The organism is Adhaeribacter aerolatus (assembly GCF_007991635.1).
In the GTDB taxonomy this organism is placed as follows: domain Bacteria; phylum Bacteroidota; class Bacteroidia; order Cytophagales; family Hymenobacteraceae; genus Adhaeribacter; species Adhaeribacter aerolatus.
On the sequence record NZ_BJYS01000053.1, the window covers coordinates 17,070 to 39,947 of the forward strand.

16 protein-coding genes are annotated in these 22,878 nt (G+C 44.2%); 8 read left to right on the plus strand and 8 right to left on the minus strand.

The genetic code is table 11. From position 1 onward, the window contains the following. Positions 1-27: 27 nt before the first annotated feature. Positions 28-570 (plus strand): DinB family protein, encoded by a 543-nt coding sequence (locus AAE02nite_RS24465; protein WP_146904846.1) that lies wholly within the window; start codon positions 28-30, stop codon positions 568-570. A 229-nt stretch (positions 571-799) separates the two neighbouring features. Here AAE02nite_RS24465 and AAE02nite_RS24470 read toward each other — a convergent pair whose 3' ends face one another. The 3 genes from AAE02nite_RS24470 to AAE02nite_RS24480 all read right to left on the minus strand — a co-directional run bounded on the left by AAE02nite_RS24470 (position 800) and on the right by AAE02nite_RS24480 (position 5,389). Further along, positions 800-2,173: a Gfo/Idh/MocA family oxidoreductase gene (locus AAE02nite_RS24470; RefSeq protein WP_146904849.1), complete on the minus strand. Its 1,374-nt coding sequence runs from the start codon at positions 2,171-2,173 to the stop codon at positions 800-802. Between the two features lie 509 nt (positions 2,174-2,682). Then, a complete protein-coding gene (locus AAE02nite_RS24475; protein ID WP_146904852.1) occupies positions 2,683-3,831 on the minus strand; it encodes a glycoside hydrolase family 43 protein in 1,149 nt (382 codons plus the stop codon). A 253-nt stretch (positions 3,832-4,084) separates the two neighbouring features. After that, a complete protein-coding gene (locus AAE02nite_RS24480; RefSeq protein ID WP_146904855.1) occupies positions 4,085-5,389 on the minus strand; it encodes a PQQ-dependent sugar dehydrogenase in 1,305 nt (434 codons plus the stop codon). A gap of 433 nt (positions 5,390-5,822) precedes the next feature. Here AAE02nite_RS24480 and AAE02nite_RS24485 point away from each other — a divergent pair, with 433 nt between their 5' ends. After that, a complete protein-coding gene (locus AAE02nite_RS24485) occupies positions 5,823-6,353 on the plus strand; it encodes a CHRD domain-containing protein (protein ID WP_218033555.1) in 531 nt (176 codons plus the stop codon). Positions 6,354-6,519: 166 nt separating this feature from the next. On the opposite strand, the gene AAE02nite_RS24490 is transcribed toward AAE02nite_RS24485, so the two are convergent. The 3 genes from AAE02nite_RS24490 to AAE02nite_RS24500 all read right to left on the minus strand — a co-directional run bounded on the left by AAE02nite_RS24490 (position 6,520) and on the right by AAE02nite_RS24500 (position 8,910). Continuing rightward, the gene (locus tag AAE02nite_RS24490; protein ID WP_146904859.1) at positions 6,520-7,380 is read right to left on the minus strand and encodes a pirin family protein; all 861 of its coding nucleotides are present in this window, start codon (positions 7,378-7,380) and stop codon (positions 6,520-6,522) included. Positions 7,381-7,477: 97 nt separating this feature from the next. After that, complete coding sequence (locus AAE02nite_RS24495; protein WP_174762002.1) at positions 7,478-8,119, minus strand: nitroreductase family protein; 642 nt, start codon at positions 8,117-8,119, stop codon at positions 7,478-7,480. A gap of 188 nt (positions 8,120-8,307) precedes the next feature. After that, the gene (locus AAE02nite_RS24500; RefSeq protein ID WP_146904865.1) at positions 8,308-8,910 is read right to left on the minus strand and encodes a TetR/AcrR family transcriptional regulator; all 603 of its coding nucleotides are present in this window, start codon (positions 8,908-8,910) and stop codon (positions 8,308-8,310) included. 408 nt (positions 8,911-9,318) lie between these two features. Between AAE02nite_RS24500 and AAE02nite_RS24505 the strand changes: the two genes are divergently transcribed. Both AAE02nite_RS24505 and AAE02nite_RS24510 read left to right on the plus strand, forming a co-directional pair. After that, positions 9,319-10,314 (plus strand): GIY-YIG nuclease family protein, encoded by a 996-nt coding sequence (locus AAE02nite_RS24505; RefSeq protein WP_146904868.1) that lies wholly within the window; start codon positions 9,319-9,321, stop codon positions 10,312-10,314. A gap of 251 nt (positions 10,315-10,565) precedes the next feature. Then, the gene (locus tag AAE02nite_RS24510; RefSeq protein WP_146904872.1) at positions 10,566-11,069 is read left to right on the plus strand and encodes a cupin domain-containing protein; all 504 of its coding nucleotides are present in this window, start codon (positions 10,566-10,568) and stop codon (positions 11,067-11,069) included. 618 nt (positions 11,070-11,687) lie between these two features. On the opposite strand, the gene AAE02nite_RS24515 is transcribed toward AAE02nite_RS24510, so the two are convergent. Continuing rightward, complete coding sequence (locus AAE02nite_RS24515; RefSeq protein ID WP_146904874.1) at positions 11,688-13,088, minus strand: sialate O-acetylesterase; 1,401 nt, start codon at positions 13,086-13,088, stop codon at positions 11,688-11,690. A 182-nt stretch (positions 13,089-13,270) separates the two neighbouring features. Here AAE02nite_RS24515 and mgrA point away from each other — a divergent pair, with 182 nt between their 5' ends. Beyond that, positions 13,271-14,260 (plus strand): L-glyceraldehyde 3-phosphate reductase, encoded by a 990-nt coding sequence (gene mgrA / locus AAE02nite_RS24520; RefSeq protein ID WP_146904877.1) that lies wholly within the window; start codon positions 13,271-13,273, stop codon positions 14,258-14,260. Between the two features lie 135 nt (positions 14,261-14,395). Here mgrA and AAE02nite_RS24525 read toward each other — a convergent pair whose 3' ends face one another. Continuing rightward, complete coding sequence (locus tag AAE02nite_RS24525) at positions 14,396-14,953, minus strand: GNAT family N-acetyltransferase (protein ID WP_146904880.1); 558 nt, start codon at positions 14,951-14,953, stop codon at positions 14,396-14,398. A 691-nt stretch (positions 14,954-15,644) separates the two neighbouring features. Here AAE02nite_RS24525 and AAE02nite_RS24530 point away from each other — a divergent pair. From AAE02nite_RS24530 to AAE02nite_RS24540, 3 genes are all read left to right on the plus strand, one after another. After that, complete coding sequence (locus AAE02nite_RS24530; RefSeq protein WP_146904883.1) at positions 15,645-18,821, plus strand: SusC/RagA family TonB-linked outer membrane protein; 3,177 nt, start codon at positions 15,645-15,647, stop codon at positions 18,819-18,821. A 21-nt stretch (positions 18,822-18,842) separates the two neighbouring features. Next, on the plus strand, positions 18,843-20,699 hold the full coding sequence (locus AAE02nite_RS24535; RefSeq protein ID WP_146904886.1) for a RagB/SusD family nutrient uptake outer membrane protein: 1,857 nt from the start codon (positions 18,843-18,845) through the stop codon (positions 20,697-20,699). A gap of 126 nt (positions 20,700-20,825) precedes the next feature. Beyond that, the coding region (locus tag AAE02nite_RS24540; RefSeq protein WP_246151241.1) for a CRTAC1 family protein at positions 20,826-22,878 on the plus strand (2,053 nt) is incomplete at its 3' end.

Consider the following 22,878-nt stretch of genomic DNA (forward strand, 5'->3'; position numbering starts at 1 on the left):
ATAACCCAGATTTAATAAAACAGAACCATGGAACACTTGCAATATCCGATTGGCCGTTTTCAGCCGCAAACCGATTATACTGCAGCGGAAATAAATTTTATGATAAATTTTCTGGAGCAGGCGCCGGCAAAATTTGCGCAACCTTTAATTAACTTATCGGAAGCAGATTACGAGAAAACGTACCGGCCGGGTAGCTGGACCATCCGGCAGTTGGTGCACCACGTAGCCGATATTCATCTGCTTAATTTTCTGCGCCTGAAGAAAGCGCTGACCGAGGAGAACTTCCAATTTACTACGATTCTGATGGATGACTGGGCCCGCACACCCGACGCGGCCCAGGCGCCCATTCAGGATTCTTTGGCAATGTTGTCGGCTATTACGCCCCGTTTTGTTTTCCTGATGAGAACCCTGGACGAGAAAACCCTCTCCGGCAGCTTTTACCATCCGGTCCGGAAAATCTATTTAAGCCTGAAGCAATTTTTTTATATGGCTACCTGGCACATTGCCCACCACCAGGGGCATATTGCTTTGGCATTGGGTTTGGAACCGCAGCCATTTAAGTTGAGGTAGAAGCGTTTACAAAGAAATGTAATATCCAGAATCTTTTGTTAATATTCGGATTATAAAATAAAGGCCGAACTATCCACGCAGGTCATTAAGGAATAAACTTGTTGGCAACCTGCTACATAGGTTCCTCCTGAATAATAAATGTGGATAGTTCGGCCTACAATTAAAAGTTTATTCACACTTAGTGCTAAAGTGGTTTAGCAAGTTGGTAGGAACTACTTTTAATTATAATCTAAATCATTTTCGGATCAGGATGTAGCCACGGCTGGCGGTATGGGCGGGTGAGTAGGGCAGTGGCCTCTGCATCTCCCACAATTTCGCGTTTAACCGGGTCGTAAACCAGCGGTCTACCCACTTGCATCGATAAGTTAGCCAGAATACAACTGGCCGTGGAAATATGCCCTTCTTCTATGTCGGCTACGGGCTTGGTTTTGTTTTTAATAGCCGCTAAAAAATCGAGCATGTGCAGGCGAGTAGCGGGGGCGGCATTCAGTTCTATACGTTCTTCGGTCAGATCCTCGGGGTATTTTTCTTTTTCATATACCACATCCTGATGAATTTTTTTTCCTTCTTTTTCCTGCGGAATAAAATCGTATTGCATGGTGCTGGCCATTAAGGTGCCTTTTTCGCCGTACAAAGTAAACGACCACGGATATTCCGGATTAGCCGGCGTGCCCCAACTCCGGTGCTGCCAGACGCAGTTCAGATTATCGTACTCAAATAAAGCTGTTTGGGTATCCGCAATGTTAGATTTGCCTTCTTTTTGCACGTAAATGCCGCCGGTAGAACTAATGCGTTTAGGCCAGCCCAAGTCTAACATCCACCGTACCGTATCGAACATGTGAATGCACATATCGCCCATAATGCCGTTGCCGTATTCCATAAAAGTACGCCACCACCTGATGTGCGGCAGCCCGTCGTAGGGCCGCAGGGGAGCCGGGCCGGTCCACAGATCGTAATCCAGAAAAGCCGGTACCGGCTGCACCGGCGGATTTCCGTTGTTGCGCATGTGGTAATAACAGCACATTTCCACGTGCGATACTTTACCCAGCAAACCGGCTTCCACTACATTTTTTTTAGCGTGAATTAGATGCGGGGTACTTTTGCGTTGGGTGCCTACCTGTACCACCCGGTTATATTTACGGGCAGCCGCCACCATCGCTTCGCCTTCCATCACATCCACACTAATCGGTTTTTGCACGTAAACGTGGGCGCCGGCTTTCAAGGCGGCAATGGTTTGCAAAGCATGCCAATGGTCGGGGGTGCCAATTAAAACAATATCCAGTTTGTTTTCCGAAAGCATTTTGCGGTAATCGTTGTAGAGGCGGGGGGCTTTGCGGGTTTTTAGCCGCTCGCTCACTATTTTGGCAGCACCTTCCAACTGGTTCTGGTCTACGTCGCAAAGCGCTACCACTTCCACGGGGGCAACCTGAATCAGCCGGAACAAATCACTTTTACCGTACCAGCCGGTACCAATTAAACCTACCCGGAATGATTTGGGCGCTAAGCTGGTTAAATCAAGGCCCTGTGCACCCAGCGCGGTAAGGGCTAACGAGGCTGTTGCCCCTTTTATAAAATTACGACGATTAATATCTAAATAGGACATAGTGGCGGATAACTGTAGAGAACAAGTGTAGGGTAAATAGCCGGCTAATAAAGTAAATATTCAGGGTATTTTAAAGCATTTTCTGCCGGAATCGAAAACTGCCGATAATATTTTACCTTAAACTTTTAGCTGTTATAAGATGGTCGTTCAGCCTTGATTTAATATTGAACAGAAGAGGGGCCGGAAAACATAATTGGGGAATCTGAATTCAGGCAAAGCGAAATGTAGCTTAAGCGGTTTTGCTAGCCGGAGGTAACACCATAGCCGTCCGGCTGAGGAATATTTTAGAATAATTAACATCTGCTCGCGCCAGCTTGTAGCTGGCGGGTATCGATGAAAGGAAGTTTTTAACTTCCTGCCAGTTGAAAACTGGCCCTTATAAGTAGGCACAAGTTACGCTTCGCTAAACTTGCGCCAGCGCTGAATGCGGAAAATACGGCTGTTGCCGCTTTGCTGGCCGGTGTGGCCACCGGCCAGGGCAGGAAAGACAAAGATTAAAGGCTCTGAAATTATTTGCTTAAAGGCAGCGGCTTTGGGGTGGTGGTTGGGCCTTGCACCACTAATTTACCGTCTGGCTTAATTTCCATTTTGTCAATAAATACCACCCGCTCTTTACCGGTTTTGGTGGTGCGGCCGTGGTAAACACAGTACATTTGCTTGCCATCCGGCGAAAAGGCGATGCTGTTGTGGCCGGTACCGGTTACGTCGCCGCCTTTAGCGGTATTTTTCTCCAGCACCGGGTTGTTAGCGGCTTTTTTATAGGGGCCTAGAGGATGTTTAGCCGTGGCATAGCCAACCGCATAATTTTCGCCACCAAAGTGGTTAGCCGAGTACATCATGTAATAAGTGTCGCCGTGCTTAAAGGTGTAAGAACCCTCGGTCCAGCGGCGGTTAACTTCTTTGGCGGTAACCGAGCGGCTTTCCCATTCGGCCTGGGCATCGTTCATTTTTACGGGAGGACGCAGCAACAGCACCGGCTCGCCGATAACACCGCTAAAATCCGGCTTTAACGCCACTCCGTACACCCAGCTTTCCTCTATTTCGTTATATAAACCTGTTTTTTTAGCCCAGTCGGCTACTTCGCTTTGTACCGGGTGCTTGTAGCAGCACCGCGAATAGTACAGATACATTTTGCCGCTTTTATCAAAATATACGTTGGCATCGATAATCGGATAGCCCGGGTCGAAGATGGGTTTGTTCTGCATGTCCCGGAAAGGACCAGTCGGCTTATCGGCCACGGCTACGCCAATCCGAAAATTTTCTAATTCTTTGGTAGGATTATCGCGCCACTGAGCGCTGTAAAACATATAATATTTATCTTTTACCCGGTAAACTTCCGGCGCCCAGAAAGAACCAATGCCCCAGGTAGCAGGTTTATTGCCGAAATAAACCTGGCCTTCGTTTTTCCAGTTTACCAAATCGGGTGAAGAATAAGTAGCAAAACCATCTTTAGCGCCGCCGCCGGTGCCGTACATGTAATAAAGCTTGCTCGGGGCATCGTACAGCACATAAGGGTCGCCGAGTGAAACCGCTAACGGGTTTTTGTATACCCCAACCTTAACCCCGGCCGGAGCGGGCGTTTTTACCTGACTAAATAAATCCAAACTCTTAAAGGAAAATAAGGCGGCAAAAATAAAGATGAATAATTTATGTTTCATAGTGTGGCAATAACAAAAAGCTTAAAAATACAAAATTATCTAAGCCGGCTTAAATATTCCGGTAATAAACAGGTAACCTATGAATACCTACCCATAAAACGTTAGCCCAAATGGGATAGTACCGTAGTTTAAACTTTTGTATTTGGCCCTTGCGTAAGCTGGCAGAACTTTTAAAATACAAAAAAAGAAAGGCACCTGAACGCTCGTTAGGTGCCTTTCTCCTGTTTATCAATTCTGCGAGCAATTGTTCTTTTTAATTCTTTTTAGCGGTTTCGGTTTTTTTAGCCGCATAGGCAATCCGGAAAATGGAGCCGCCTAAATCATCGGACACGTACAAGGCGCCATCGGGGCCCTGGGCCAAACCGCTGGGGCGGTGCTGAATGGGGCCGGTGGGCTGCACCAAATCTACGCCGGCAAAATTATCGGCAAATATTTCCCAATCGCCGGATGGCTTCCCGTTTTTAAACGGCACAAAAGCTACCAGATAGCCTTTTTGCAGTTCCGATGATTTGCCATGAAAAGCTATAAAAGCGCCGTTGCGGTATTTCTCCGGAAACATGGTGCCGGTATAAAACAAAACCGCGTTGGGGCCTAAGTGGGCTGGAAAAGCTGCTACCGGATCTAAGGACTTTTCACCGCCGGTCTTTTTGCCGTCGCCGCCGTATTCCGGCGTCAGCATTTTTTTCTTTTGCTTATGATCGTAATAAACGTATGGCCAGCCGGCATCGGCACCCGGAGCTTTTATTTCGTACATGGTTTCGGCGGGTAGCTCGGCCGAATGCTGCGGCGTATAATATTGCGGAAATTTATCGTGGAATTGGCCCCGGCCGTGCATCATAGCAAACAAAGTATTCGTTTGGTTGTTCCAGTTCAGACCCACCACATTTTTCAGTCCGGTAGCATAATGCACCGCATCTCTGTAAGTCTGGTTCTTTTTGTTTGTTTTAAATTGCCAGATGCCTCCTACCGAATCGAGCAACGGACAAGGCATAATTCCTTTGCCGGTATTTGCGTCGAAGCAGGTCTCATCCGGCGAACCCACCGTTACATAAACATTGCCTTTGTTATCGAGGGTGATTGATTTAGATACATCGCGGGTTTTGGCTACCAAACCTTTTACAATTTCTTCCGGTTGGGCAGGCTGCATTACTTCTTCTTTGGCGTTAAGCTGATAACGGTACACACCGGTGTTGGAAGCCGAATATAAATAGCCATTTTTGATAGCAATGCCGGTGCCCGGATAATCGCCAAAAAGGGTTTGCTTGTCCAAGCTGCCGTTTTTATCGGTATCGCGCAGGTGAATAATTCCTTTGCCGTCTTTCAGTTTAGACAGTTTTACGTAAACATCGCCGGTTTTGCTCACAACCAGGTGTCGGGTAGCTCCCAGCTTATCGGCGACAATGGTGGCCGAAAAGCCCGGCGCCAGTTTAAGTTCTGCTTTTTGGGGTAAGTTGCTGTTTTGGGGGAGCGGGTTTAAGTTGCGGTTTAAGGCAGTAAATCCGGTTGCGCCGCCCAGGGTGGCTAAGACGCAGGCAGCCCAGAGAAATGGTTTTTTCATGAAACAATTATGAGATAAATGGTCTGTGTTTCTTCCGGCTTATGACGCCGGAAAGCTTAATATTAAGCATAAAAAATTAATTTTTACCAAGTCGCCCAACGAAATTCAAAGCAGTTTTAAACCATTGCTGAAAATCAGATTAAGGAAGGGGCCCAGGTAATTTTTGGGCGTAATTTTTTATCCGAAAAATTACTGGATATTTTTTCGAAGCTTCGGCATCTTACCTTGATATTTATTTAGGTTACGAAACCAAAACAAACTATTTATTTGGCGCTATAAAAAAGTTTCCCTATTAAATAAATATAAAAAGTTCATCTAATGGCGGTAGGAGCAGGTAGTAAAATAATTTATGTAAAATTATAAAAACAAATACTATCTTAACTGTTAATAGTAAGTAACAAATAAATATTTTAACTATTTAACTAAAAACTACATGAAAAAGCTATTTAACTTCTTTCCGGTAATGGTTCTCCTCTTTCTGTTCACTAGTTGCGAACCAGACAATGTACAACCCCAAACCGCCGATAGTGCTATAAGCAGTGCTGATGCGAAGAAGGCTGATAATTACACGGCGCACCTTCGCCCGGAGGAGGAAACAAACCAACCAGTGGTTAGTAATGCTACCGGGCAAATAATTCTGAAACTAAGCAAAGACGGTACCCAACTGTATTATAAGTTAATTGTGGCCAATATTGAAACGGTGGTAGCAGCCCACCTGCACTTAGGTGCCGAAGGGGTAAGCGGCCCAGTAGTGGTGCCTTTGTTTGCAGCGCCAGCCGGAAGTCCTTTAGTAAGTCCGCAGGGCATTTTAGCCGAAGGAATTATTACCAGCAGTTCTCTTACCGGTTCGCTTAAAGGCAAAACGCTGACCGACTTGATTGCGGCCATCGAAGCCGGATTGATTTACACCAACGTGCATTCTGTTAAATATCCGGGTGGAGAAATCAGGGGGCAGGTAAAATAATATTTAACGCACATCGAATTTAATAAAAAACCTCTGCCGGCTATCGGCAGAGGTTTTTTTGTTTTCCTGGGGGTATATTATTTTTTAGAAAACCTGGCCTGGGAATTAAGCGTGCTATTTTAGGCGCCGGTTCTGGGTTGTATTCTACGTTAGCTTCAGCTGGTTTTCAATCCTGCCAAACCCCAAATTTACCTTGTTGGTAATCCTGGTAAGCTTCCTGAATTTCTTTTTCCGAATTCATCACAAACGGGCCGTAAGCCACCACCGGTTCGTTATAGGGTTGGGCATGACCAAATAATATTACGCTGTCGGTAGTTGCTTCCAGATGCAGGTCTTCCCCATCAGGGTTAAATTCTACCAGGTTCAGTTTCGTTACCGATTGATTATTTACACTTATTTCGCCTCTAACCACGTACAGGAAAATGGTATGTTCGGCAGGTATCTGCGCGTTGAACTTACCGCCGGCTTTAAAGTAAACGGTAGATAATTTAATATCTGTTAAAGAACTGATTGGCGCCTGTACATCCTGCCATCGGCCGGAGATTACATTCAGGGTTACTTTGCCTTCATCCAGGGTAACTTCCGGAATATCTTCTTTCTGCAAACCAATATAATTGGGTTCGGTCATTTTGTAGCGGGCGGGCAAATTAACCCAAAGCTGCAGTATTTCCATATCGCCGCCGTTGGCTTTAAACGCTTCGGAAGAAACTTCCGCGTGAACCAGGCCTCTTCCGGCCGTCATCCACTGAATGCCGCCCGCTTTAATCGTGCTTTGGTGGCCGCCGGTATCTTGGTGCATAATGTCACCTTCCAGAATAAACGTTACGGTTTCGAAGCCCCGGTGCGGGTGCGGACCAAAAGGCAAGCCGCTGTTACGGGCCGGGTATTTTTGCGGACCGTGGTGGTTTAAAAATAGGAATGGGTCCAAACCGTCAATGTCGATGGAAGGAGTTGGCAGTGCCCGGTAAGTTATCAAATTACCGATGGGGGCTGATATGGCTTTGTGTATTTTCTTAATGCTTCGCATAACCTCAAATTTGTAAACAGAAACCTTAAAAAAGAAGAGCCTCTCCGGATTAATATTAATCTGAAAAGGCTCTTGCTTTTACCTGTTTTAGATTAAATTAAGCAACCTGTTCCAGGTGCAGGAAGAATTCTTCTTTTTCGCGACGTACTTTTTTCTGTCCGGCAAGCCAGTCATTTTCAGTGTCGCGGTAGCCCAACGGTAACAGGGTTACACTACGCAGGCCTTTTTCTTTCAGGTTCAGCAGTTCGTCTAAGGCGGCGGCGTTAAAACCTTCCATCGGCGTAGCATCTACCTGTTCGGTGGCGGCGGCGGCAATTGCGGTGCCAAAAGCAATATAAGCCTGGCGGGCAGCCCACTGGTAATTTTGCTCTTGGGTATTGCGGCTGGCAATACCCAATAAGGCATTCTTAAAATCGGCCAGCGACGCTAAGGCTACCCCACGGGTTTCGGCGGTGTTGTTCATGTAGTCGTTTATCTGGTTTTCGGTAATATTATCCCAGGCGGCAAAAATAAGCAGGTGCGAGGCTTCTACAATCTGCGGCTGATTATTGGCCACTTTCTGAATTTCCTTCCGCACTTCTTCGTCTTCAATTACCAAAACCGTATAAGGCTGCAGGCCCATAGAAGAAGGAGCCAAACGGGTAGCTTCTAATATATTGTCTATTTTTTGCTGAGGTACTTTCTGGCCATTCATGCGCTTGGCTGCATACCGCCAGTTTAAAGCTTGTATTAAGTTCATAATTTTAAATTGCTAATAAAGTAAAATTTTTAAATTGCTAATAAAGTAAAATATTATATTGGTGTAATATTATTTCTAATGGTTATTATTTATAACGGTGTTAACAAATTAATAAAAAAAATAGTTGAGTTTTTGTTTTTATTCCGGAGATAAAAATGGGAAAATTAATTTATGCCTGTCTTTTCGGCTCAGTCCTGAATATTTTTGATAAAGCCGCGTACCGCATCCTCCAATATTAATTCGTGTAAGTTATCTGGGCTCGCCGTTTGATCTACCATATTTATAGAAACCAGGCCGTGCAGCAAGGACCAAAACGTATGAAATTTCAGGAAAGGATCTGTTTGGGTGTTTTTACTGTTGGCGATTAAATTTTTAACCGCACCCTGCAACAGATCGGTATATTTGCCTAGCTCCGGTACTTGCCGTACTTTTTCGCAGGTAGGCATGCCCAACCCGTACATCAGCTGGTAATATTCTTTGTTTTGAAAAGCAAAATGCCAGTAGGCTTTCGCCATTGCCATGAGCTGTTCTGCCGGATTTTCCTGCTGGGTACCGGCTAACTGCAATGCACTGTTTAATTCCCGGAAGCCAACTTGGGTAAACTCCTGTAAAATAGCATCTTTGTTTTCGAAATGACTGTAAATAACCGGTACGCTGTATTCAATAGCATCAGCAATTTTCCGGATCGACAACGATTGCCAGCCTTCTTCCTGCACCAAAGCCCAGGCCGCCCGGAGTATTTGCTCCCGGACCTCTTCTTTTTGCCGTTGCTTTCTTTCTGCAATGCCCATTTTGATATTGTTATTATTTATAACAGTGTTAACAAAGTTAATGCCAATGAGTGTATCTGTCAAATAGTCCTGAAAATTTATTTCTGAATATGGTAGGAGGAAGGAATAAATTTAATTGGTCTATAACTCCAGCGAGACCACCAAAATTTACATTCATAATACCCAACACGGACCGGAAGAAATAATTTGTCCACTGGATAAATTAAATATTTAAATTTATGAATATATTTAAATATCTTAAAGACAAAAATAGATAAACGTACCTGGTAGAAAAAAGAACTGGTTAAAGAATTTAAATCGTTCATTTTAAATAATTTACAATTCAAAACCACTTACTGAACTAGGAAATATTAACACCAATGGTACGTTTAGCCAATAGTTGGGCGTCACTAAAAAGACCTTGTAATAATGGAATCAGAATTTAAAAATATTGGATTTGATAAATATTTTTATGCAAAAGGCATTCGAAGTATTGCAGGACAATTTTCTCAAAACAATCGTTGTGGTATTTACATATTGCATTTTGAAAATGGCGAGTATTACGTTGGACTTGCCATTGATGTTGTAAACAGGTATGCTCAACATAGACAAAACCATTTGGACATTGAATTTATTAGTTTTAAAGAAGTTGCAAAATCAAAACTTCCAGAGATTGAAAGAGAAACAGTTTACGAACTTGAAAACAGAAAGAAAGAATTACGTAACATTAATATTGTCAGCATTATAATTGGGGAAACAGACCTTGACCTTATTGTTTCAAAAGAAGAACAGGGGAAATGGATAAACTATGAACTTCCATTTGAAAGCTTGACAACAAAAAGGTTTGAATATCCTGAACACAGAAAAAGATATACAAAAAAATTTGAGCAACTTAAATCAAATCCACTTTTTGAAAATTGCTGTGATATTCTTCAACATTACATTTACTTTACGATTCCGTATCCAAAAAAAACTGAATATTCATTTTGGTGTTGTAGCTGTTTGCCATCTACAGATAATGCTTTAATCAGAGTTAATATCTTTTGGCAAGAAACACTAAACATTTTTGAAGAAGAATTTGAATACGAAGAAAACAGAATAGTAAAAAAAGAAAAGGGACTTTCAATTGCAATTTGGTTATCAAAAAGTAAATTATTTGAAACTTATACAGAAACCGAATTACTTGAAAAATATAAAACGTTATCAATTGGAAATGTAGTTTATAAAAGTGGTGGACAAGACCAACAGCAACTAATAATTGATGACATTGAGTTTTTAGATTTTCTTTATGACAGGCCCATTTCAGACGCTATTAAAGATTTTAATTTGCGACTTTTGAGAAAAGGGGGTTGCATTTTTAATCGTTATCACAGCTTTGATTTAGCAGATGAAGCCGTTAGAACAGACAACTTAATTCCAGAATAATTAGCGAACGCCTAACAATGTATATACATAACCATTGCTTTGCTTCGGGCTTTGCATATAATAATCGTTAGGCGCAATACAAACGAATTTTTATTGGATAATTGGGCTACTGGAATTACTGAGCGGTTATAACCTGGTGTAAAGTGCTGCTACCAGAAAATATATTTTCCTTTGCCGAATATTATTAAAAAGCTAATTTTGGTTAAATATCAACCCAATTAAGCGCTAGAAATTAAAGCATTTAAAACAGCATGGCAACGGCAACAACCAAAGAAACCTTATTCCGGGAAATAGAACAGCAATTGCAACACCAGGGCTTTACCATTGATAAGCAAGACCAGACGCGCCCCTGGGGTGGCTTTTTTGTAATAAACGAGGACCAGGCTCAGCAGTTTGCCGATACGTACTTCGACGGATTGTCTGTGGACAGCTTGCGGATTTCCGGTAAATTAAGCCCTAAAATATTGGTCGTAGCTCCGCAAAAAAGGCTATCCTGGCAATACCATTTCCGGCGGGCGGAAATCTGGAAAGTAATCCGGGGTACGGTAGGGGTGGCAACCAGCCAGACCGATGAGCAGGGCGAAGTGGAAACCCACGAGGTAGGTTCCTTAATTACCCTGAAACAAGGCGAGCGCCACCGTTTGGTTGGTCTGGATGATTGGGGTGTACTGGCCGAAATCTGGCAACACACCGATGCCGCTAACCCTTCGGACGAAGACGATATTGTACGGGTGCAGGACGACTTTGGCCGCTAAAATTGGGTGCCTGGTAGAGGAATGTTTTACCAGTTATACTAGGCAAGCGGTTTAAATTAAGAGCTTGATTAACTTCAAATGCCTCATAAAAAAACTGATCAAGGGAAATTTCCCCTTAAAAGATATGGTTCGGAGTGGATGTTCGGCGATTTTCTCCCGGATAATGCTATTAAACGCAGCACCCAGGCGACTACACCGTGATGAAGCATATAGAATGATGGGAAAACCCTCGCGAATGCGTTCCAACGCAGTGTACCGGGGCGCTATTTACTAAATGCCGTTTAGGTTTATACCGTTGAACCAATCCCTGTTCTGGAACAGAACTCAACATGCAGGTTATTAATTATTACCGAAATCCTGGAACTTTCATTTTTAGCTTAAATTTTCTGATAATCAAAAGCCAGTAGCTGAAAAGACAGTTATTGGCTTTTTTATTTTACAGCTTGCTAACGCGGTCGTCCCACGCATGATTTTTTCCTGGCCGCTGGCCGTTTAATAATCAGACCCGATATTTTAACAACTGTTAGCTCAGTCAGAGGCGGTCGTCTTGAGCGGGACGCCCGCAACCGTAAAAAGCCAATTCCAAAGTGTAGCTTTCTTATTTGCTGGAACTTGTTTCTATTTTATCGGCCAGTCATCGGTGCGGAAACTCGAAGCCGGTAAGCCGGCTTTGTTAAATAAATTAGGTTCGGCGGTGTCGCTCCAGGCAAACCTTACGGCCATCGGGTTTTTAACAGATTTGGCTTGTACTACTATCGTATTGCCGGCTATTTTGGCCGTGGCTGGTACAAACTTTTGGTCTGCTCCTGCAATTTCAAAAAGCGTTAATTCTTTTCCTTTTACTGCCAGCCCTGTTTCGGCATAGTCAAAAGATAGCCGGATTTTATTTCCTTCAGTCTTCATGCTTTTATACAGCGGGCCGGAGAAAACCACATCTTCTTTGCCATACGTTTTATTTAGCGCCCAATTTGCCAGCCGCTGGCCCACAGGTATTTTGTTGCGGGGGTGAATATCTTTGATATTACCTACATCGCTGATGACAACCATACCGGTGTTGGGCACGCTTAAGCTTTTCCGTTGGGCATCCCGTAATAATACCCCGTTATGTTTATCGCCGTAGCTGTAAGGCGCAATCTGGACAAAGTAAAACGGAAATGCATAGCCCCACTCAGTCCGCCAGTTTTGAATAAGTGCCGGTAACAGCTTCTCGTAATTCTGCGGGTTGCTGGTATTAGATTCGCCCTGGTACCAAAGGGCTCCGGCAATCCGGTAAGGAGTAAGCGGCGCAATCATGGCGTTAAAGGCTTTACCAGGTTTATTGGGTCCGTAAGGTTCTTCTTTTAGTTTAGCTGCGGCTTCGGCCAGATCTTTATTTTCGGTTATGGTTTTGGCATTAACCCATATTTCGGCCGGAGTACCGCCCCAACTGCTATTAATCAGGCCAACCGGCATTTTCAGGTTCTCGTGAATCCGCTGGCCGAAAAAGTAGCCAACTGCACTAAAATTGGGCATGGTTTCGGGGGTACAAACTATCCATCTTGCATCCACGTCTAACTGCGCCCCATCGGCTGATCGGCGGGGTACTGTAAAAAATCGAATGGAAGGATAATTGGCTTTCGCGATTTCCAGCTGCGCATTATCAACGCCGGCACGGGTAGTCCATTCCATATTAGACTGGCCGGAGCAAAGCCAGACTTCGCCCATCAGTACATCCTTAATTTCGATGGTATTATAACCCTTGATGGTTAAAGTATGCGGTCCACCGGCAATCGGCGTTTTAATTTTTACATGCCATTGTGCCAGGTTATTGCCTTTTGTTTTCACGGCATTATTATCCCAACTGCAGGTTACCTTTACTTCTTCGCTGGGGTTAGCCCAACCCCAGATGGTTACTTCGGCGTTTTGCTGCAGCACCATGTGGTCGGAGAAAACGGCTGGTACCGCTACGGCCTTAGCCGTTTGTTTAATACCTAGAGTTGATAAAAGCACGCAAAAGAAAAGTAGGCTAAGATTTTTCATTTAGAATAAGAGTTTATAACGCCATTACCGAAGACAAACTTAATCTTAAATATTTCTAAAATAAAGACAAAACGGGTATTGACGTAATCTTAAGCAAAACAAAATTTCGGGTTGGTTTAGTAGGGGCGGGGGTAGTATCTTGTAGCCATTATTTAATATGCGCTCAAGCCCTAAATCAGTTCATGACTTATACCCCAAACCAAAACCGTTATGCCAACATGCAATACCGCCGGTGTGGCAAAAGCGGCTTAAAATTACCTGCCTTGTCGTTAGGCCTTTGGCATAATTTCGGGCACGTAGATGTGTTGGAGAATTCCCGCCAAATAATGCAGGTGGCTTTTGATAACGGCATTACTCATTTCGATTTGGCTAATAATTACGGTCCGCCTCCGGGCGCCGCCGAAGAAAATTTTGGCAGGATTCTCAAACAGGATTTCCGAAGCTACCGCGACGAAATGATTATATCTACCAAAGCTGGGTATACCATGTGGGCAGGGCCTTACGGCGACTGGGGTTCTAAAAAATACCTGGTGGCCAGCCTCGACCAAAGTTTACAGCGAATGGGCCTGGATTATGTAGATATTTTTTACCACCACCGTCCTGACCCCGAAACACCGCTGATGGAAACAATGAGCGCTTTGGATTTGATTGTTCGCCAGGGTAAAGCTTTGTACGTTGGTATTTCCAACTATCGGCCGGCAGAAGCAGCCCAAGCCATTACTATACTCAAGGCGCTGGGTACTCCCTGCCTTATTCATCAGCCTAAATATTCTATGTTCGAAAGATGGGTAGAAGGCGGCTTGCTCCATTTACTGGAGCAGGAAGGCGTAGGTTGTATTCCCTTTTCGCCGCTGGCCCAAGGGCTACTTACAAATAAATATTTAAACGGGATTCCCACCGACTCCCGGGCGGCAAAAGAACACGGCGCTTTAAGGGCGAATCAACTTACTCCGGAAAGACTTACCCAAATACAGGCGCTAAACCAACTGGCTGAGCAACGCGAACAGACCCTGGCACAGATGGCCCTGGCCTGGCTACTCAAAGACCCCCGGATTACCTCGGTACTAATAGGCGCCAGCAAACCAACGCAATTGCTCGATGCTTTACAAAGCTTGCATAGTCCGGCTTTCAGCCCGGAAGAACTAGCAGCCATCGAAAATATTCTTAAGTGAGGAGCCAGCGCTATTTATTCCCGGTGACACTTATATATAAGTGTCACCGGGAATAAATAGCGCTGAGAGATCCGGAAGGGATTTCGGTTTTAGCAGATCAAGGGGTAGCATATTATTTTTATTATATCGGCCACCTTATTCCCGAACCCGAAAAACCAGGATATAATATTGATGATCCTCAAAAGTAAATTGTCCTACCACTTCCAGGCCCAAGGTTTGGGTATGAACATTTAAGGAGTGTTGGTTTTGTTCGTGTATAAAGGCTAATCCTAACTGGAAATTCTGTTGGTTTTGGTCCTGGGTACGCCGGAACATTTGGGAAAGCAAGCCTTGGCCGCGGTGATGCTTACTAACCAGTACGGGTCCGTAGAAGAAAAAGGAGTAAGCGGTAAGGGGCCGGTGCTGGAAAGTAATTTCCGAAAGTTTAACGATCATGTTCTGCACCAGTGGAGGATAATCTTCGGCCGGCAACCTGGAGTTGAGCGCAAACCCAACAATTTCCTGGTGATAAAGGGCTACGAGGCTATTGGCAGAGTTAATCATCTTTATGATTGCCGGTTGCTCAAATCTGCCCGTCAGAAACCCGCCGGTTCGGTCAGCTACAGATAGTTTATCATAAACGTACTTATTCGCTAAATCTGTAATTCCAGGTACATCGGCTTCGCTTGCCCGCCGGATTAAATAGGCTTTCATCGGAGCATGAACTTCAAAGTTTTCTAATAGTATATTAAGCTTAGGCAATTTACATACCTTATGTCAAATAGAAAGATATAATACGATAAACCCGTTTGGCTGAACCAGCCAGATATGAATACAAGTAATCCGCTTTGTTTTTATAACCTGATACTAATATTTGAACCAGGAATACGAGTAAATAATTATGCGGAACAAAAGGCCTCTTAGCGAGCTAAAGCTTAATCCTGGATGTTGCTGCTACCAAAATTTCCGGAAAGACCAGCTTCGGAATATTTCACCCTGATATAAATAAAAATTGGTTCAAATTCTTGATATAATTATAAATGTTATTTTTAAAATTCTCATGTCTTAAAGCCTTATAAAAATTATTGCTAAAAGATCTTTCCCTCTTAACATTTATTTTTACTCTCAAAAGAAAAAATGATTGGTTTTTTTTTAATTTTTTTTGACTTTTTCTAAAAGAGTTGCAATAACATATTCATAATAGTAAATACTGTCTAAATTTTATTCTGTGACTTGATTCTCTGATAATACTCCATAAATTAGAATTTATTTTTAATTGTAAAATTTACCCTTATGTAAATTAAAAGTCCAAAATTACCCAATTAATTAATGCTAATTGCTTTTAATCCAGAGTATTAGCAAAGTTTATTTTTAACTAAACAATTTCCACCAAACCAAAACAATTATGAAACAACCTTTACTTGAAAGGTTTAAGTATTTTCTGATACTGAACCTTTTGTTTTTGGCTGTGATCGGTGCGCAAGCGCAAGGTCTGGCTGTAAAAGGAAGAGTAACCGCCGAAAACGGCGATGGCCTTCCGGGAGTAACCGTATTGGTAAAAGGCACTTCTAATGGTACCGCTACTGATGCTAACGGTAATTATGCCTTAAATGTAGCCAATGGTACCGGCACCCTGGTAATTTCTTTTATAGGTTACAACACCCAGGAAGTGCCCCTTAATAACCGGACTACTATTAACGTTACCATGGCTCCGGATGCCAAAGCGCTGGAAGAAGTGGTAGTGGTAGGATACGGGGTACAGAAGAAAGAAACCGTAACCGGTTCGGTAGCTGCTGTTAAAGGAGCTGAACTGGTAAAATCTCCTACTGTAAACTTATCTAACTCCTTAGCCGGTCGTCTGCCGGGTGTAGTAGCGGTAAACCGCAGTGGTGAGCCTGGTTACGATGGTTCGGCCATCCGGATCCGGGGTTCTAACACCCTTAATAATAACAGCGCCCTGGTTGTAATTGATGGTGTGCCGGGCCGGGCCGGTGGTTTAGACCGGATTAATCCGAAAGATATCGAAAGTGTTTCTGTACTAAAGGATGCAGCAGCTGCTATTTATGGTTCGCGGGCTGCTAACGGCGTTATCCTGATTACCACCAAACGGGGTAAGACTGGTAAACCGCAACTTTCTTATGATTTCAACCAAGGTTATTCGCAGCCAACCGTAATTCCGGATTTGACCAGCTCAGCGGAATATACCAGCATGCTGAATGATTTGAACGTATATGAATTACCCGTTTCCGAGTGGGCTGCCGCTACTGAAGCTTATAAGAAAACCGGTACTTATACCCGGCCGAATGGTACGGTGCGCAATGCACCTTATACTCCGAATGATTTAGAACTTTACCGCAATGGTACTGATCCCTGGCTGCACCCTAATACCGATTGGTATAAAGCCACTTTAAAAAATTGGTCGCCGCAAACCCGGCACAACTTACAGGTAACAGGGGGTACCGATAACCTGAAATACCTGGCATCGATGGGTTACCAGAACCAGGATGGTTATTATAAAAACTCTGCCACCGGCTACAAGCAATACGATATCCGGGTAAACCTGGACGCTACCATTAACAAGTATGTTAAAGCTACTATTGGTTTATTAGGCCGGGAAGAGCTTCGTATGTTCCCAACGCGGCCAGCTAGTGCTATATTCCGGATGCAGATGCGCGGCAAACCACAGGAGCAAGCTTATTGGCCAAATGGTATGCCTGGTCCGGACATTGAAAATGGTGAAAACCCGGTGGTTATTACCACCGATTTAAGTGGTTATCAGCGGGATAAACGCGATTTCTTTCAAACCAACGGCGCCCTGGATGTCTTAATTCCTGGTGTAGAAGGTCTTAAATTTACCGGAACCGCCGCTATCGATAAACAAATAAATAGCGGAAAAAACTGGCAAATTCCCTGGACCTTGTACCAACGCGGTACAGGTGTTGACGCCAACGGCAATCCAAACCTGGTAGCAACCAAACGTGGCCCTTCTGAACCCCGTTTAGACCAAAGTACCTTCAATCAGTTAAATATTCTCTTAGGTGGTGTTTTAAACTATGAGCGCAAGTTCGGCGATCATGGATTAACCTTGTTAGCCGGTACTAACCGCGAGACTATAAATTCAGATGGATTTAATGCTTTCCGCCGCTACTTTATTTCTCCAGCCATTGATCAAATGTTTGCCGGAGGAGATTTAGAGAAAAATAATGGTGGTAGTGCGGAAGAACGGGCTCGTATAAACTACTTTGGCCGGGCTGCCTATAACTTTAAAGAAAAATATTTACTTGAATTCCTGTGGCGCTACGATGGTTCCGATATTTTCCCGGAACAAACCCGCTATGGCTTTTTCCCGGGCGTAATGGCAGGTTGGGTAGTTTCTGAAGAAAACTTCTTTAAGAATGCCATTCCAGCCATTAACTACCTGAAATTACGCGGCTCATGGGGCCAGCTCGGTAACGACGACGTAGGGCGGTATGCATATCTTTCTACTTTTGGCTTCCGGACTTATATCCTGAATAATATTGAGACGAAAACCATCTATGAAACCCGCATCCCGAACAACACTATTACCTGGGAAGTAGCCAACAACTCTAATGTTGGTTTAGAAGGTTCGGCATTCGACGGTCGTTTTAGCTTTGAGTTTGATGCGTTCTACAACAAACGGACAAATATTTTAGCTTCCAGATCGGCCTCTTATCCGCAAAGTACTGGTATCATTCCTCCGCTTACTAACTTTGGAGAGGTATCTAATAAAGGTTTTGAGTACAACATAGGTTACCAGAACCAGGTAGGTGAGTTTAAATATAATGTAAGTGTTAACGGCGGTTACGCTAAAAACAAAATTATATTCCGCGACGAAGCACCTGGTGCTCCTGAGTGGCAACGCGCTACCGGTATGCCGATGTTTACTTTCTTAACCTATCAGTATGACGGCGTATTTAAGGACCAGGCCGAAATTGATGCCAATCCTATTGACTACAAAGCCCTTGTTAACCAGCTTCGCCCCGGCGACATGAAGTACAAAGATATTGGTGGACGCGACGCTGCCGGAAATTTTACGAGGGTGCCCGATGGTAAAATTACTCCGGATGATCAGGTTCGTACCGATGTAACCAACATTCCGCCGTTCCAGGGTGGCGTGGTTTTAGGTGGTTCTTTCAAAAACTTCGACTTATCTATCCTGTTCCAGGGTGCGGCCGGTGCTAAACAATACATCTATACTGGCGAAATGGGTAACATAGGTAATTACCTGCAATACATCCACGATAACCGCTGGACAGTTGAAAACCCAAGCAGTGAGCATCCGCGCATCACTAACCGCGGCGACCAGTATTACTCCTTCAATAACACTTATTGGCTGCGCGATACCGATTATATCCGGTTGAAAAACCTGGAGTTGGGTTATACCTTGCCAACGGCTTTATCGAGCAAAGCTGGTATAAACAATTTACGGGTTTATGTTAACGGACTTAACATTTTTACCTGGGATAAATTAAAGGTATACGACCCGGAAACCGACAATACCAATGGACAGTATTACCCGCAAGCGCGTATTTTAAGTGGTGGTGTTTCGGTTACATTTTAATAATTAAGGAGATTAGAAATAATGAATAAAATAAAAAATATCTGTTTTGCAGCCCTCATCGGATCCCTGGTGGCTACGGGCTGTAGCGATGATTTTGTTAACACCCAACCATTAGACCAAATATCCGAAACAGCGGTTTGGGCAGATGCTGGTTTAACAGAAGCATTCGTATCTGAGATTTATGCGGGCGTGGGCAACGGCGGTTTAGATGAGCAAATGCAGGCATCTTTAACCGATGAAACCATATTTACCCACCCTGGCCGGAATATTACTACCATTACGGAGTCCCGGTCTAACCCGGCTGATCCAGGCTGGATTAACGGGCCAATTCAGTACGGGAACTTATATCTCCGTATCCGGGCTGCTAACCTGGCATTAGAAAACCTGCAAACGCCTAAGTTTAATGACCCAACATTGGTTGATCGTTTGAAAGGCGAAGCATTATTTTTGCGGGCTTACTATTACCACCAGTTAGTACGGAATTACGGCGGGGTGCCTATTGTAGACCGGGTATACAAATTAGGGGAAGAGACTTACATGGCTCCGCGTAATACAATGCAGGAATGTATTAACTTTATTGTGAAGGATGCCGAGGAAGCTGCCAAATTATTGGAAGGTAAAAACCTGGTGCCTGGCCGGGCTTCGAAAGCGGCTGCACTTGCCCTAAAATCGCGTATGTTGTTATACGCTGCCAGTGATTTATACGATGCCGCTACCGCAAAAGCTAAATCCAGCGCCATGGCCTCATACGCTAAACCCGAGCTATTAACAATTTCTGCCGGAAGCCGTAACGAGCGTTGGCAAAAAGCCAAAGATGCCGCGAAAGCGGTGTTGGATTTACCGGGTTATGGTTACCAGCTAGACTTAACTGCGCCAGCAACCAAAGAACAAGGTACCACTAATTATATGAATGTGGCCTTAGCCAGAGGTGGTGGCGAAAGAGAACTCCTTTTTGCCCGTTATTTTATCAACTCGAAGCAGGAAAATGGCGGCCGTCAGGGTTTGTATAATGGTCCTAATGGCTATAACAACTGGGCCGGTAACACGCCCATCCAGCACTTGATCGATGATTATGAAATGATGGATGGAACCAAGTTTAACTGGAGTAATTCTCAGCAAGCCTCAGCGCCTTATGAAAATCGCGATCCACGTTTCTATTCAACTTTCCTGGTAGAAGGTTCACCTTGGAAAGTACGTCCTTCTAATGCCGCTAAAGCGCTGGACCCATTAAATCAGATTCAAACAGGAAGTTATGAAGTAATCCGCGGCGGAAAAAAAGAAATCCATTTTGGCCTGGATACCCGTAAGAGTTCTATTGAAGACTGGAATGGTAGCTATACCGGCTATTACATGCGTAAATTCACCGATCCAAATCCGGCTATTGTAGACCAGAATACCTGGCAGCAAGTTCCCTGGCCGTTCTTCCGTTACACCGAAGCTTTATTAAATTACGTGGAAGCATGTATTGAATTAGGTCAGGATGCGGAGGCTAAGACCTGGCTGAATAAAGTGCGTTTCCGGGCTGGCATGCCGGCTGTTACCGAAACTGGTGATGCGCTCCGTCAGCGCTACCGGAACGAGCGCCGGGTAGAAATGGTATTTGAAGAACAGCGTTTTTATGATGCGCGACGTTGGATGATTGCACCAACTACCTTGGGTCGTAAAGCTAATGGTATAACTATATTTGGTGCCCTGAAACCAGGCAAAGAAGTTACCACTTACAAATTCGATCCTACCAGCTACAATTACACTTATACCGTATTTGAAATTGACCCCGGTAAAGAGAATCGTTCTTGGAATGATAAAATGTATTTCCTGCCTATTCATCGGGATGAAATGAACCGGAATACAGATTTGGTTCAAAACCCTGGTTACTAATTTAAAGATGAACCTTTTATTTAAATCTATGCCGGTAATTACCGGCATAGATTTTTCATTTTAACCAAATCTTAATTTTCAGTTGAGTTGCTAAGTAGTAAGTTAAAATTTTCTTTAATACTGGTTTTGGTACACTTCTTTTTGGCAGGCTGCCAGCAGCGTTCTGCCGAAAAGGAGATTACTGCATCTCCGGAGAAAGTTATTAATCCGCTTTTTACCCTTTTATCCCCCAACCAAACTGGCGTTACCTTTTCCAATACCCTCGACGAAGGACCAAATACCAACGTACTCGTATACGAATATTTTTACAACGGGGGCGGGGTAGCAACAGGTGATGTAAACGGCGATGGGTTAGACGATATTTATTTTACGGGCAACATGGTGCCTAACCGCCTATACCTAAATAAAGGGAACATGCAGTTTGCCGATATTACGGACGAGGCTGCCGTTTCCGGGCGACCCGGACCCTGGAAGACCGGCGTAACCATGGCTGATGTAAACGGCGATAACCAACTAGATATTTTTGTCTGCTACTCCGGGCGGTTGCCCGAAGCTAAACGTATTCCGCAGTTATTTATTAACCAGGGTCCGAACGCCAAGGGGGTACCGCAGTTTGTAGATAAGGCCGCCGAATACGGGTTAGCCAATGCTTACTTTAATACCAATGCCCATTTTTTTGATTTTGACCAGGACAGTGATCTGGATTTATTTTTACTCAATCATAATCCGCACCCGGCCCCAATCCTGGATGAAGTAACCACTGAACAGATATTAAAAGAGCCAAATCCGCAAATTGGTGTGCGTCTTTTTCAGAACAATAAAGGAACGTTTAGCGACATTACCGAAAAGGCTGGTTTGCAAAGTTCAGCGCTTACCTATGGTTTAGGAGCTGGTATAACAGATATTAACCAGGATGGCTGGCCGGATATTTATGTGTCCAACGACTACACGGTACCGGATTACCTATATATTAATAATAAAAACGGCACCTTCAGTAACCAAATCCAAAAAAGCCTGGGCCATACTTCGCAGTTTTCCATGGGTAACGATATTGCCGATATCAACAACGATGCGCTGCCCGATATTTATACCCTGGATATGCTGCCGGAAGACAATCGCCGGCAAAAATTATTAGTCTCGCCCGATAATTATGAGAAGTTTGACCTGAACATAAAAACCGGTTTCTATTACCAATACATGCGCAATATGCTGCACGTAAATAACGGAAACGGTACTTTTAGCGAGATTGGGCAATTGGCTGGAATTTCTAACACTGACTGGAGCTGGGCTTCTTTGTTTGCCGATTATGACAACGATGGCTGGAAAGACCTTTTGGTAACCAACGGTGTTTTGCGGGATTTTACAAATATGGATTTTGTTAAATTTACGGATTTATATGCGCGGCAAAGAGGTGGTAACCTGGAACGAACCGATGTGCTGGACCTGGTTCATGAGATGCCAGCCTCCAAAGTAAATAATTATATATACAAGAATAACGGTAATCTTACCTTTACCAATAGCAACACCGCTTGGGGGTTAAACGCTGCCGCTAACAGCAGTGGCGCCGCCTATGCCGACCTGGACAACGACGGCGATTTAGACCTGGTGGTGAATAATGTAAACCAAGCGGCTTTTATTTATCAGAACCAATCCGATAAGCAACTCAAACATCATTATCTAAAAGTTAAACTTAAAGGCGCAGGCCAGAATACCGCCGGCTTTGGTGCCAAAGTTTTTCTTTACACGCAAGGTAAACAGCAATACCTGGAGCAAATGCCAACGCGTGGTTACCAGTCCAGCGTTTCGCCGGTATTACATTTTGGTTTGGGTGCCAGTGCTATAGTTGATTCGCTTCTCGTAGTTTGGCCCAACCAGAAAAAACAAATGCTCCGGCAGGTTAAAGCCAACCAGGTGCTCACCCTAAATCAAACTGAAGCTACCGGCAAAATTCCGCCTAGAAATAAAGTTAATCCTGTCTTTACGGAAGTACAGTCACCGTTAGTATATACGCACCAGCAGGAAGGGGTAAATGATTTTAAACGGCAGCCCTTGCTGGTGAACCCACAGTCCTTCGCCGGCCCATGTCTGGTGCCGGCCGATGTAAACGGCGACGGCCTGGAAGATGTGTACGCCGGCGGTGGCAAAGGACAGCCCGGCACCTTGTACCTGCAGCAACGGA